General features: G+C 59.6%; 13 protein-coding genes. 12 read left to right on the top strand and 1 reads right to left on the bottom strand.

Annotated features, from left to right (window positions below; genetic code table 11):
* Nucleotides 1-47: 47 nt before the first annotated feature.
* The 7 genes from RYB09_RS04375 to RYB09_RS04345 are packed head-to-tail and all read left to right on the top strand — an operon-like array spanning nt 48 to nt 6101.
* Nucleotides 48-1295 (top strand): NAD(P)/FAD-dependent oxidoreductase, encoded by a 1248-nt coding sequence (locus RYB09_RS04375; RefSeq protein ID WP_316887581.1) that lies wholly within the window; start codon nt 48-50, stop codon nt 1293-1295.
* Nucleotides 1292-2026 carry a class I SAM-dependent methyltransferase gene (locus RYB09_RS04370; RefSeq protein ID WP_219170813.1) on the top strand — a complete coding sequence of 245 codons (735 nt, stop codon included), beginning with the start codon at nt 1292-1294 and terminating at the stop codon, nt 2024-2026. Before RYB09_RS04375 ends, RYB09_RS04370 begins: the two co-directional genes overlap by 4 nt.
* Nucleotides 2023-2505 carry a hypothetical protein gene (locus tag RYB09_RS04365; protein ID WP_057403621.1) on the top strand — a complete coding sequence of 161 codons (483 nt, stop codon included), beginning with the start codon at nt 2023-2025 and terminating at the stop codon, nt 2503-2505. The genes RYB09_RS04370 and RYB09_RS04365 overlap by 4 nt, the downstream gene beginning before the upstream one ends.
* Complete coding sequence (locus RYB09_RS04360; protein ID WP_122259091.1) at nt 2502-3698, top strand: beta-ketoacyl-[acyl-carrier-protein] synthase family protein; 1197 nt, start codon at nt 2502-2504, stop codon at nt 3696-3698. Before RYB09_RS04365 ends, RYB09_RS04360 begins: the two co-directional genes overlap by 4 nt.
* The gene (locus RYB09_RS04355) at nt 3695-4150 is read left to right on the top strand and encodes a hotdog family protein (RefSeq protein ID WP_058407757.1); all 456 of its coding nucleotides are present in this window, start codon (nt 3695-3697) and stop codon (nt 4148-4150) included. The genes RYB09_RS04360 and RYB09_RS04355 overlap by 4 nt, the downstream gene beginning before the upstream one ends.
* The gene (fabG, locus tag RYB09_RS04350; RefSeq protein ID WP_058399814.1) at nt 4147-4875 is read left to right on the top strand and encodes a 3-oxoacyl-ACP reductase FabG; all 729 of its coding nucleotides are present in this window, start codon (nt 4147-4149) and stop codon (nt 4873-4875) included. Before RYB09_RS04355 ends, fabG begins: the two co-directional genes overlap by 4 nt.
* Nucleotides 4875-6101: a beta-ketoacyl-ACP synthase gene (locus tag RYB09_RS04345; protein WP_122259090.1), complete on the top strand. Its 1227-nt coding sequence runs from the start codon at nt 4875-4877 to the stop codon at nt 6099-6101. The genes fabG and RYB09_RS04345 overlap by 1 nt, the downstream gene beginning before the upstream one ends.
* 431 nt (nt 6102-6532) lie before the next feature.
* Here the strand turns inward: RYB09_RS04345 and RYB09_RS04340 are convergent, their stop codons facing one another.
* A complete protein-coding gene (locus tag RYB09_RS04340; RefSeq protein WP_122259088.1) occupies nt 6533-7426 on the bottom strand; it encodes a LysR family transcriptional regulator in 894 nt (297 codons plus the stop codon).
* 116 nt (nt 7427-7542) lie between these two features.
* Here RYB09_RS04340 and RYB09_RS04335 point away from each other — a divergent pair, with 116 nt between their 5' ends.
* The 5 genes from RYB09_RS04335 to RYB09_RS04315 all read left to right on the top strand — a co-directional run bounded on the left by RYB09_RS04335 (nt 7543) and on the right by RYB09_RS04315 (nt 13300).
* Nucleotides 7543-8799: an MFS transporter gene (locus RYB09_RS04335; protein WP_219170810.1), complete on the top strand. Its 1257-nt coding sequence runs from the start codon at nt 7543-7545 to the stop codon at nt 8797-8799.
* 77 nt (nt 8800-8876) lie between these two features.
* Nucleotides 8877-10154, top strand: a complete 1278-nt coding sequence (locus RYB09_RS04330) for an AAA family ATPase (protein ID WP_316887580.1) — start codon at nt 8877-8879, stop codon at nt 10152-10154.
* Nucleotides 10151-10792 (top strand): retron system putative HNH endonuclease, encoded by a 642-nt coding sequence (locus RYB09_RS04325; protein WP_316887579.1) that lies wholly within the window; start codon nt 10151-10153, stop codon nt 10790-10792. Before RYB09_RS04330 ends, RYB09_RS04325 begins: the two co-directional genes overlap by 4 nt.
* A gap of 297 nt (nt 10793-11089) precedes the next feature.
* Nucleotides 11090-12439 carry a GntP family permease gene (locus RYB09_RS04320; RefSeq protein WP_058408260.1) on the top strand — a complete coding sequence of 450 codons (1350 nt, stop codon included), beginning with the start codon at nt 11090-11092 and terminating at the stop codon, nt 12437-12439.
* Complete coding sequence (locus RYB09_RS04315; protein ID WP_005743109.1) at nt 12440-13300, top strand: MurR/RpiR family transcriptional regulator; 861 nt, start codon at nt 12440-12442, stop codon at nt 13298-13300.
* The last annotated feature ends 3 nt before the right edge of the window (nt 13301-13303 follow it).

Genomic DNA, 13303 nt, shown 5'->3' with positions numbered 1-13303 from the left:
AGCGTTGTCGTCACTCCCAGCCACCGCCCAACCGAAAAGGAATACCTGTGCCCATCACTGATAGGGAAATTCGTCAGGTCGTCATCATCGGTGCCGGCCCGGCCGGTTCAATAGCGGCTGCCCTGCTCAAACGCCAGGGCCATGACGTGCTGATCATCGAGCGCCAGCTGTTCCCGCGCTTCTCCATCGGCGAAAGCCTGCTGTGCCATTGCCTGGACTTCGTCGAAGAAGCCGGGATGCTCGACGCCGTGCAGGCCGCCGGTTTCCAGCTCAAGAACGGTGCTGCCTTTGCGCGCGGCGAGCAGTACAGCGATTTCGATTTTGGCGATACCTTCAGCAACGGCAAGCCGACGACCTTTCAGGTGCAGCGCAGCGAGTTCGACAAACTGCTCGCCGATCAGGCTGCGCTGCAAGGCGTGGACATCCGCTATCAGGAAGAGATCATCAGCGCCGACTTCGATGGCCCGCAGCCGGTTTTGCGTGTGAGGCGTGAGGACGGCAGCGAATACAGCGTGCAGGCCAGCTTCGTACTCGACGCCAGCGGCTATGGCCGCGTACTGCCGCGCCTGCTGGACCTGGAAGCGCCGTCGGGCTTTCCGGTGCGTCAGGCGGTGTTTACCCATATCGAAGACCATATCGAAAGCCCGCCCTTCGACCGTCAGAAGATCCTGGTCAGCATCCATCCGCAGCACAGCGATGTGTGGTTCTGGTCGATCCCGTTCAGCGAAGGTCGCTGTTCGATAGGCGTCGTGGCCTCGGCCGAGCGCTTCAACGACAAGCCCGAGGACCTGGATGCCTGCCTGCGCGCCTTTATCGATGAAACACCGCAACTGGCCAGCGTGCTGAAAAATGCGGTCTGGGATACACCGGCAAGGACCATCGGCGGTTACTCGGCCAACGTCAAAACCCTTCATGGCAAAGGCTTTGCGCTGTTGGGCAATGCGGCGGAATTCCTCGACCCGGTGTTTTCATCTGGCGTGACCATCGCCATGCGTTCGGCGAGCATGGCCGCTGGCGTGCTGAATCGACAATTGCAGGGTGAGAGCGTGGACTGGGAAAGCGAGTTCGCCGTTCCGTTGAAACGTGGCGTCGACACCTTTCGCGCCTATGTCGAGGGCTGGTACGACGGTACGTTCCAGAGCGTGATTTTCTACCCCGGCAGCGCTCCGGACATCCGCCGCATGATCAGCTCGATTCTGGCTGGTTATGCCTGGGATGAGCGCAACCCGTTTGTCAGCGAGCCTAAACGTCGCTTGCGCACACTCTCGGAAATCTGCGCGGACGGTGACTCATGAATCGACCGTTCCTGAGTGACAGCTATGTCGAGGAAACCCGCTTCGGCCTGTGGTTTCTGCGCAGTAACATCTGGCAGTACCGCGTGCTGCGCGTGGCGATAGACGACTTGCGCAGCCTGTTCGATAGCGCGCTTCCGCCAGCACCGGTTTTGCTCGACGCCGGTTGCGGGCAGGGCAAGTCGTTTCAGCACCTGAGCAGGGTTTTTCAGCCTTCAAGGCTGATTGGTGTCGATGCCGACCTGCACAGCCTGGAGATGAGCCGTCAGGAGGCGCGCGCCAGAGGCATAGAGGTCGAGCTGATCGGCAGTGACTGCGCGGCGTTGCAAGTGCCGGACGCCAGCGTCGATCTGCTGTTCTGTCACCAGACCTTTCATCATCTGGTCGAGCAAGAGCAGGCGCTGGCCGAGTTTTATCGTGTACTCAAGCCAGGCGGCTACCTGCTGTTCGCCGAGTCGACCGAGGCGTACATCGACACCTGGGTGATTCGCTGGCTGTTCCGTCACCCCATGCACGTTCAGAAAAGCGCGGCGCAGTATCTGCAGATGATCCGCGACCAGGGTTTCGAGTTCGATGCACCGAATGTTTCGTACCCTTACCTGTGGTGGAGCCGCGCCAGGGACTTCGGCCTGCTCGAAGTCTTGAAACTGCAAAAGCCCAGGCCGTTCGGGCAACGTGAGGAAACGCTGGTCAATGTCGTGGCCCGCAAACCGCTACAAGGTGGCGCATCATGATCCGGGTATTATTTCTGGCCTTTCTGCTGCTGGGCGGCTGCGCTGCACAGGCACCGCTGCCGACCACCGCACCGACCATGCAATTGCCGATGCAGCTGCACATCGAGCGTCGCCAGGCCGATCAGCATCAGGACTGGTTACTGATCATCCAGCGCGAAAACGGCGGATTGCGCTGGTCGATGATGGACCCGCTGGGTATTCCCCAGGCTCGCCAGTTGCTGATCAACGGACAATGGCAAGCCGACGGTCTGCTTCCCCCCAACCCCGAAGCACGCGAGCTGTTTGCGGCAATAATGTTCGCCATGACCTCGGATCTGGAAATGCATGGCCGCTACCCCACGGCGTACCGCCAGGGCATGCAGCGGCGTCTGGATGATCGCTGGCTGGTCGAATATCAGTCAGCCAACGCCTACACCATCCGTCTCAAGGACGGGTTGAGCTACAGGGTTACACCGCTGAACGACGAGAGCATGCCATGACTGCCTATCTCAATGCGCTGGGCCTGATCTGCTCGCTGGGCGACAGCCGTGAAGAGGTGTCGCGCAGACTGTTCGCAGGCGACAGCTCGGGCATGGTGTTCGAAAGCGGCTGGGTGCCGGAACGCGCGTTGCCGGTCGGCGCGGTCAAATCCGCATTGCCGCCCATTCCGCCCACCATGCAATCGCAGCGCAGCCGCAACAACCAGTTGCTGCTGGCCGCGGCCTTGCAGATCGAAGATGACATTCGTCAGGCTATCGCGCGCTACGGAGCCGGGCGGATTGGCGTGATCGTCGGCACCAGCACCTCGGGTATCGATGAAGCAAGCGAGAGCATGGCAAGCTGGCTGCGTGATAAGACCTTCCCCGACGATTACGATTATCGCCAACAGGAACTGGGCGCACCGGCGAACTTCCTGGCCAGCTGGCTGCAATTGAGCGGCCCGGCCTATGTGATTTCCACAGCCTGCACGTCCAGCGCGCGGGCGCTGCTCAGCGCACGCCGGGCGCTGGACATGGGCCTGTGCGATGCGGTGCTGTGCGGCGGAGTCGACAGCCTGTGCAGGTTGACCCTCAATGGGTTCTCGGCGCTTGAAGCCATGTCGCCACAACTGTGCAATCCGTTTTCCACGCACCGCAACGGGATAAACATCGGCGAGGCGGCAGCGCTGTTTCTGATGACCCGCGAAGCTGCCAACAGCCACTCGATTGCCCTGCTGGGCGCGGGTGCCAGTTGCGACGCCCACCACATCTCGGCCCCCGAACCTACCGGGCGGGGTGCGCGGGATGCCATGCTGCAAGCGTTAGGCAGTGCCCGACTCGATGCCGCACAGATCGGCTATCTGAACCTGCATGGCACCGCTACGCCGCATAACGATGCGATGGAAAGCCTGGCCGTGCAGGCGGTATTCCCGAACGGTGTGCCCTGCTCGTCGACAAAGCCGCTCAGCGGCCACACGCTGGGCGCGGCGGGTGCGCTGGAAGTCGCGTTTTGCTGGTTGAGCCTGGCACCGGACAACAGCGAACAGGCACTGCCCCCGCACTTGTGGGATGGCGAAGCTGACCCGCTATTGCCTGCACTGCAATGGACACTGCCAGGTTCGCGCCTGGCACCTGCAAATGCTCGTTACATGATGAGCAACTCGTTTGCCTTCGGTGGCAACAACATCAGCCTGATTATCGGAGATGCCCCATGACCGAGTGGCCGCTCGCCGAACTCATCCCCCATGCTGGCGACATGATTCTCATCGATCAGGTGCTGAGTTTTGACCAAGAGCAGATTAAAACCCGCCTGACCGTGCGCGCCGATGGTCTGTTCAACCAGCCGGACGGCAGCCTGCCCGCCTGGCTTGGCGTAGAGCTGATGGCCCAGAGCGTCGCGGCCTATGCCGGTTGCCAGGCGCGCACCAAGGGTGAAGCGGTCAAGCTGGGGTTTCTGCTCGGCAGCCGCAAGTTCGAATGCAACGTAACGCGCTTCCCGCTGGGCAGCGAGCTGCATATCCATGCCGTGCGCTCCTTGCAGGACGACAGCGGCATGGGCGTGTTCGAATGCACCCTGACCGGACCGGATATCAAGGCTTTTGCCCGACTCAATGTATATTGCCCGCCCAACACTGCTGACTATCTGGCTGAAGGAGCCCCGGCATGACTGAATCGATACTGGTCACCGGCTCCAGCCGTGGCATCGGCCGCGCCATCGCCCTGCGTCTGGCCCAGGCCGGATACGACCTGATCCTGCATTGCCGCACAGGTCGCAGCGAGGCCGAAGCCGTACAGGCCGAAATCGTTGCGCTGGGCCGTCAGGCGCGCGTGCTGCAATTCGATGTCTCGGACCGGGCCGCCTGCAAGGCGATTCTGGAAGCTGATGTGGAGACCCACGGCGCTTATTACGGCGTGGTGCTCAACGCCGGGCTGACCCGCGACGGCGCTTTTCCGGCACTCAGCGATGATGACTGGGATCAGGTGCTGCGTACCAACCTGGACGGTTTCTATAACGTGCTGCACCCGCTGACCATGCCGATGATTCGCCGTCGCGCGGCGGGCCGTATTGTCTGCATCACCTCGGTTTCCGGCCTTATCGGCAATCGTGGCCAGGTCAATTACAGCGCCTCCAAGGCCGGCCTGATCGGTGCCGCCAAGGCCCTGGCCATCGAACTGGGCAAACGCAAAATCACCGTCAACTGCGTCGCGCCAGGGCTGATCGACACCGCAATGCTGGATGAGAACGTGCCAGTCGACGAACTGATGAAGATGATCCCGGCGCAACGCATGGGCACGCCCGAGGAAGTGGCGGGTGCCGTGAATTTCCTGATGTCGGCCGAAGCAAGCTACATCACCCGTCAGGTGCTGGCCGTCAACGGAGGGCTGTGTTGATGAAGCGTGTGGTCGTCACCGGGATGTCCGGCATTACCTCGGTGGGCAGCGACTGGCCGACAATCGATGCGAGCTTCACCGCCAATCGCAGCGGCATCCGCAGAATGGACGAGTGGAACCGTTTCGCCGAACTGAATACCCGACTGGCTGGCCCCATCGACGATTTCGCGGTGCCCGCACACTGGACACGCAAGCAACTGCGCAGCATGGGCCGCGTGTCGCGACTGGCGGTGGCTGCTGCGGAGCAAGCGCTGATCGACGCCGGGCTGCTGAATGATCCGCTCATTCGCGACGGACGCATGGGCACTGCCTGCGGCTCGTCGACCGGCAGTACCGACGAGATCAAGGCCTTCGGCAACATGCTGATCAACTCGGTGGCAGTGGGCCTGAACGCCAACTCCTACGTACGGATGATGCCGCACACCACCGCCGCCAACATCAGCATTTTCTTCGGCCTGACCGGACGCCTGATTCCGACCTCCAGCGCCTGTACCAGTGGCAGTCAGGGCATCGGCTATGCCTACGAGGCAATCAAGTTTGGCCGTCTGCCGCTGATGCTGGCGGGCGGGGCCGAAGAGCTGTGCCCGACCGAGGCCATGGTCTTCGACGCGCTGTACGCCACCAGCCTCAAGAATGACGCGCCACACACCACACCGCGCCCCTACGACAGCGGGCGCGACGGTCTGGTGATCGGTGAAGGCGGCGGCATGCTGGTGCTCGAAGAGCTCGAGCACGCCCAGGCACGTGGCGCACACATCTACGCCGAAATCGTCGGCTTCGGCAGCAATGCCGACGGCGCCCACAGCACTCGTCCCGAGCAGGCCACCATGCGTCGCGCCATGGAGCTGGCCCTGGAAGATGCCAACCTGTCGCCCGACGCCATCGGTTACGTCAACGGTCACGGCACCGCCACCGAACAGGGCGACATCGCCGAAACCCTTGCCACGAGCAGCTTGTTCGGCTCACGCATGCCACTGAGCTCGCAGAAAAGCTTCCTCGGCCACACACTGGGAGCCTGCGGCGCACTGGAGTCATGGTTCAGCATCGAAATGCTCAACAGCGACCGCTATATCCACACGCTGAACCTGGTCGACATCGACTCACAGTGCGGCGAACTGGACTACATCGTCGGAGAACCTCGGCGGATGAATAATGAATATGTGATGAACAACAACTTTGCCTTTGGCGGGGTGAATACGTCATTGATATTCAAGCGTTGGGGGTGAGACCACGCACGTCTCAACTCTCGTACGTCGCTCCGCGTCGCATGACGTTCTGGACGCTCTGCGTCCGGTCTTGAATATGCGGCGCGGCGCAAATTTGTGACGCAGAGCGTCACGACAGGCATTCCCACGCGGAGCGTGCGGAACGATAACCTCAACTATCGTGCGGCGCTCCGCGTCGCATGCAGTTCTGGACGCTCTGCGTCCGATCTTGAATATGCGGCACGGCGCAGATTTGTGACGCAGAGCGTCACGACAGGCATTCCTACGCGGAGCGTGCGGAACGATAACCTCAACTATCGTGCGTCGCTCTGCGTCGCATGCAGTTCTGGACGATCTGCGTCCGGTCTTGAGTCTGCGGCACGGCGCAGATTTGTGACGCAGAGCGTCACGACAGGCATTCCCACGCGGAGCGTGCGGAACGATAACCTCAACTATCGTGCGACATTGCGCGTTAAAAGCTCGGTAAATGCCTTGGCCATTGGTGACTGTTCGTCCTTGCGCTGCACCAGCCACACCGCGCTGGTCGCGCCGGGGTCGAGGACGTTGCGGTAGACCACGCTATCGATGCGCATTCGGCGGTAGGACGCTGGCAGCACGGTGACGCCCAGTCCAGCTGCGACCAGGCCGATGATGGTCATCACTTCGCCCGCTTCCTGAGTGATCAGCGGGCTGAAACCCGCGGCGCGTGCCAGACTCAGAACCTGCGCATAAATGCCGCTGCCATAAGTGCGCGGGAAGAACACGAACGGCTCGGCGGCCAGTGCCGACATATAAATCCCGTCCTCGCTTTCTGCCGCCAGGGGATGGTCGGCACGCATGATCGCCACCAGCGGCTCGTTCAGCAGCTCAAACACCACCAGCGAATCGGGTAACGCCAACGGGCGCATGATGCCGACCTGAATGGTCTTGTCTTCAAGCCCTGCTGCCACTTCCTGGCTGGTGATTTCGGTCAGGGTCAGGTGCACATCCGGATAAGCCTGACGGAAAGCAAAAATCGCCTGCGGAATGCTGGAAGTGAACGGTGCCGACGACGTGAAGCCAATCTTCAGCTCGCCGATTTCACCCAGTTGCGCACGCCGGGCAACATCAGTGGCTTTATCGACCTGCGCCAGCACCAGACGCGCCTCATCGAGAAACAGCCTCCCGGATTCACTCAGTTCGACACGCCGGTTGGTGCGGTCAAACAGACGCGTGCCCAGCTCCTGCTCCAGCGTCTGGATCTGCTGGCTCAGCGGCGGTTGGGAGATACCCAGCGCCTGGGCTGCACGACCGAAATGCAGCTCTTCGGCAACCGCGATGAAGTAACGCAGATGACGCAATTCCATGCGGCCTCCATTAAGTCGTTTTACCTATCAAACAGGTCGAACAATATATTGGATGGAATGATTGGCGGGCTATATGATTTTTTCACTGCCTGCCCAATCGTGCTCCGAGGTCTACCTTGAATCCTGCCGTCGCCCCATCCACCACAGACCTGAATGCCTCCGCTAAAACGTCTGGCGACACTTACATCGAGAAGAACACACCGCTTTTCAAACGCACCGCACTGGCGCTGTTCGCTGGCGGGTTCTCGACGTTCACCCTGCTGTATTGCGTCCAGCCGATGATGCCGACGCTGTCCGGCGAATTTTCCCTTTCAGCAGCCCAGAGCAGCCTGATTCTGTCCGTCGCCACGGCGATGCTCGCCATCGGCCTGCTGATCACCGGACCGATATCCGATCGGCTGGGGCGCAAATCGGTGATGGTCATGGCGCTGTTCTGTGCATCGCTGTTCACCATCGCCAGCGCGCTGATGCCCAGCTGGGAAGGCGTACTTATCACACGGGCACTGGTGGGCCTGTCGCTGAGCGGTCTGGCGGCAGTGGCGATGACTTACCTGAGCGAGGAAATCCACCCCACGCATCTGGGCCTGGCAATGGGGCTGTATATCGGCGGCAGCGCGGTCGGCGGGATGAGCGGACGACTGATCGTCGGGGTCATGATCGATTACGTAAGCTGGCGCGCGGCGATGCTGGTGGTCGGTGGGCTGGCCCTGATCGCAGCTATGGTGTTCTGGAAGATCCTCCCGGAATCGCGCAACTTCCGACCCCGCTCACTGCACCCTCGCAGCCTGCTGGACGGCTTTGTGGTGCAGTTCAAAGACGCCGGGTTGCCGCTGCTGTTTCTGGTCGGGTTCCTGCTGATGGGCGCATTCGTCACGCTGTTCAACTACATCGCCTACCGCTTTTTGAGCGCCCCCTACAACCTGAGCCAGGCCGTGGTCGGGGTGTTTTCCGTGGTGTATCTGTCGGGTATTTACAGTTCGGCAAAGATCGGCTCATTGGCCGACCGTCTTGGCCGCCGACGGGTGCTATGGGCCGTGATCGTGATGATGCTGGCCGGCCTGCTGCTGACCCTGTTCACACCGCTGCCACTGGTTATCGCAGGCGTGCTGATATTCACCTTCGGCTTCTTTGGTGCGCATTCGGTAGCCAGTAGCTGGGTGGGACGCAGAGCCACAACGGCCAGAGGTCAGGCTGCTTCGCTTTACCTGTTCTGCTATTACGCGGGCTCAAGCGTAGCCGGAACCGGTGGCGGAGTGTTCTGGCATTACGCGGGCTGGAACGGCATCGGGCTGTTTATCGGGGTGTTGCTGTTGATTGCCCTCGGGGTAGCGTTGCGGCTGGCGAGGTTGCAGCCGCTGGGGGCGAAGGTTTAGTCACAGATAGGGCGATGGCGGATAGAGTGAGCCAAGGTACACTGGCGCATCCGCCAGTTCTGGTAAAGGAAACCGACATGCGCCTCGACCACCTCCATCTGCAGAATTTTCGTTGTTACGAAGATGCTCATTTTGATTTCCAGCCGGGGTTCAATCTGGTGGTGGGGGTTAATGGCAGTGGGAAGACGTCGTTGTTGCAGGGGGTGGCTTGTTGTTTCAGGAATTTTCTACAAACGATGGATACGAGCTACTCACCAAATCATTCTCTTATTACTGAGACTGACGCCAGATTCACCATTGTGAGATTTGAGGACAGAATTCGTTTTGAGCGCAATTTCCCCCTGAAACTTTCAGCTAAAGGTGATGCGTTTGACTTCCCGAATTGGGACGTATCATTTGAACGCAACAGCCCCATCCCTAGCTACAACGTGCCCATAAGCCTGAAACTTCAGGAAAAGCTACGCACATTAGACTCGACTCTACCGACTGACTTACCGGTGCTCGCCTTCTATAAAGCCAATCGACGCTGGCTAGCATCGCCGGTATCCCCAGAGCATGCAGCGCAAAGCAAGCCGTCAAGACTGAACGCTTATACCGGGTGGTCTGACGCTGCCTCTAATTTAGAGAGCTTTGAAAACTGGCTTATAGGAAAAACACTGGAGCGTTTACAAAGGATGTCAAGGGCACGCCATAACGGAGTGTTCGACGACGAGCTGACCTGGATAAATACAGCTATCCAGTGCGCATTACCTGATTCCAGGGGGATCGAGTACGACATGGAGCTTCGAGGCTTGGTTGTCGATGTAGGCGAAAAATCGATCCCGTTCAACGACCTGAGCGACGGACAACGCGGAATGGTCGCACTCTTCGCCGATATCGCTCGCCGTATATGCCTGCTCAACCCGCACATGGGGAAGGATGTGCTAAGCAAGACAAACGGCATCATCGTGATCGACGAACTAGACATCCATCTGCACCCCGGCTGGCAACGCACTATTGCTCCAGCGCTGAAAAAAGCATTTCCCAGCGTACAGTTCATCGCCGCCAGCCACTCGCCACAGGTCATCGGCAGCCTGCAACCGGGCGAGGTCATCCTGCTGAATAACCATGACGGCTCTCACCCAAGAGCAACCTACGGCCTGGACTCCAGCAGTATTCTGGAAGAAGTCATGGGTGTACCGCAGCGCGAGCCTGAAATTGAAGCACTGCTCGACGAGCTATTCAGCACACTGGAAAACAACGAACTTGAAAAAGCCAGGCTGCAGCTTGATGCGTTAAAACAGAAAGCGCCCGATCTGCCCGAGTTCGCAGGTGCCGAAGCGTTGCTCAAACGCAAGGAGCTCATTGGACGATGAGACGCGTTATCAAAGGAGCTGAGCCTGCGTCATTCACCGAATGGAAAGCCAGCGCAAACGAAGACTGGATGCCCACCTATCCAACCCTGCAGAACCCGCAAAAACGCGACTTGCATAATTGCTTGCTGCAAGAGCAGAACTTCTCATGCTGCTATTGCGGCAGGGAAATAGAGCTTGATAGCAGCCACATCGAACATTTCAGACCGCAGGATCATTATCTGCCATTGGCACTGGAATACAGCAATCTTCATGCGTCTTGCCTGCGCGAGACCACACCAGGAAACCCGTTGCACTGCGGCCACTATAAAGGCAACTGGTTCGATGAGGACCTGCACATTTCCCCGACAGAGGACGATTGCGAACAGCGCTTCCGTTATTTGCTCACAGGGAAAATCCAAAGCACGTCCCACACAGATATTCCCGCCACGACGATGATCGAAAAGCTCGCACTCGATATCGCGTATCTGACTAAAAGACGTCAGGAGGCCATAACGGGTGTGTTCGATGAACAATTCTTATCCAGCGCCAGCGATGCTGAGCTTAGGCACCTTCTGGAAAGCCTGCGATCGCAAGCTGCCAACAATCCGACCAGCTTTGGTCATGTGATTGCACGTTATGCGGAACAATTACTGGCGTAGAGGCAGTCAGTCCGGAAAGCAGGGCTAAGGAGACGCATTGCGCGTCCTCCCATCGGTTATTCACAACATTGAGCAAGAAATTTATTTTCATATATTTGTTTATATTTCATTTTCGTGTAATTTATTTTCATCACGAAAACAGAGATAAAAATAATGAATACCTGTGATCGCCTCGAAACCTGCTTCACTCCTTTTCCTCCGTCATCCCTGCCGAGTACCCCCGAGTCGCCTTCCCGCTGACGGCTTCAGCCGTCGGTATTGCGCTCTCGCCTACCCATTCTGCAAGGAACCGCCGCTATGTCGCCGTCACCCGGTATTTCGCTGTTGGTCTACGCCGCTGTCGCCATCATTGCCTTGATCGTGCTGATCGCGCGCTATCGTCTCAATCCGTTTATCGTCATTACGCTGGTTTCGGTCGGTCTGGCGCTGGTTGCCGGGATGCCGGCCAGTGGCGTGGTCGCCTCTTACGAAGCGGGAGTGGGCAAAACGTTGGGGCATATCGCGCTGGTCGTGGCGCTGGGCACCATGCTCGGCAAGATGATGGCCGAGTCCGGTGGTGCCGAGCAGGTGGCGCGCACGTTGATTGACCGCTTTGGCGAGCGTAACGCGCACTGGGCTATGGTCTGCATTGCGTTTCTGGTGGGCTTGCCGCTGTTTTTCGAAGTGGGTTTCGTTCTGCTGGTGCCGATTGCCTTTACTGTCGCGCGGCGTGTCGGGGTGTCGATTCTGATGGTCGGCCTGCCGATGGTCGCTGGTCTGTCGGTGGTGCACGCACTGGTGCCGCCGCACCCTGCGGCAATGCTCGCCGTTCAGGCTTATCAGGCGTCGGTAGGGCAAACCCTGTTCTATGCCATTCTGATCGGCATACCCACGGCCATCATCGCCGGTCCGGTATATGCCAAATTCATCGTGCCGCATATCCATCTACCGGCTGAAAACCCGTTGGCGAAGCAGTTTCTCGACCGCGAACCAAGAGCAAAACTGCCCAGTTTCGGCCTGACCATGGCGACCATTCTATTGCCGGTGGTGCTGATGCTGCTGGGTGGCTGGGCCAACCTGATCAGCACACCGGGCAGTGCGTTCAATGGCTTTTTGCTGTTCATCGGCAACTCGGTGATCGCCCTGCTGCTGGCCACCCTGCTGAGTTTCTGGACGCTGGGCATCGCTCAGGGTTTCAATCGCGACTCGATCCTGAAATTCACCAATGAGTGCCTGGCACCGACCGCCAGCATCACGTTGCTGGTCGGTGCCGGTGGCGGTTTGAACCGTATTCTGGTCGACAGCGGTGTCACCAACCAGATCGTTGGTCTGGCGCAGGACTTTCACCTCTCGCCCTTGCTGATGGGCTGGCTGTTCGCTGCACTGATGCGTGTGGCGACAGGCTCGGCGACGGTAGCAATGACCACAGCATCGGGGATCGTTGCACCAGTGGCGATGGGCCTGGGTTATCCGCACCCCGAGTTGCTGGTGCTGGCGACAGGCGCAGGCTCGGTGATCTTTTCCCACGTCAACGACGGCGGTTTCTGGCTTATCAAGGAATACTTCAACATGACCGTAGCGCAAACCTTCAAGACCTGGACGGTACTGGAGACGCTGATCTCCATCGTCGCCTTTGCTTTGACGCTGGGTCTGGCGCAGGTGCTCTGAGTGGACATTCTGTACCAGATACGTGCCCGTCAGGATTCACTCAGCGCGGGAGAAGGCCGGATCGCCAGGCTGGTGCTCAGCGATATCGCCTTCGCCGCAAGTGCCAGTCTGGACGAGCTGGCCAGCCGCGCCGGGGTCAGCAGCGCTACGTTGTCACGCTTCGCGCGTAGCATCGGTTGTCGGGACCTGCGCGACTTGCGCCTGCAACTGGCCCAGGCGAGCGGCGTGGGCAGCCGATTTCTCAACCCTGAACCGGCCCCGGAGCAGTCGGCCTTTTTCACCCGGATTGTCGGTGACATAGAAGCCACTCTGCATCAGCACCTGGCCGGGTTTGATGAGTCGCGCTTTGCCGCAGCCGTAGCGTGCCTCAGCGATGCACGCATGATTCATGCGTTCGGCATGGGCGGTTGCTCCAGCCTGTGCAGCGAGGAGCTACAAACCCGATTGGTACGTTTGGGCTACCCGGTGGCGGCCTGCCGCGACCCGGTGATGATGCGCATGATTGCGGCCACGCTTGGTCCGCAACACAGCCTGATTGTCTGCTCGCTCAGCGGGCGCACGCCGGAACTGCTCGACGCAGTAACTCTGGCGCGGAGCTATGGTGCTCGCGTGCTGGCCATTACCTTGCCCGACTCCCCTCTGGCGCAACTGGCCGAGGTGGTGTTGCCGTTGCAAATTGCTGAGACCAATTTCATTTATAAACCCACCGCCGCGCGCTACGGCATGCTGCTGACCATTGATGTGCTGGCCACTGAACTGGCGCTGCTGAGCCCTGAAGACAATCAGGAACGGCTGCGTCGGATCAAGCTTGCACTGGATGAATACCGTGGCGGCGAAGACGGCCTGCCGCTGGGAGACTGAAGC

The organism is Pseudomonas syringae group sp. J254-4, assembly GCF_032586855.1.
Lineage (GTDB): Bacteria > Pseudomonadota > Gammaproteobacteria > Pseudomonadales > Pseudomonadaceae > Aquipseudomonas > Aquipseudomonas amygdali.
The sequence above is the reverse complement of the archived record's forward strand: the minus strand, read 5'-3'. Positions and strand labels throughout refer to the sequence as shown.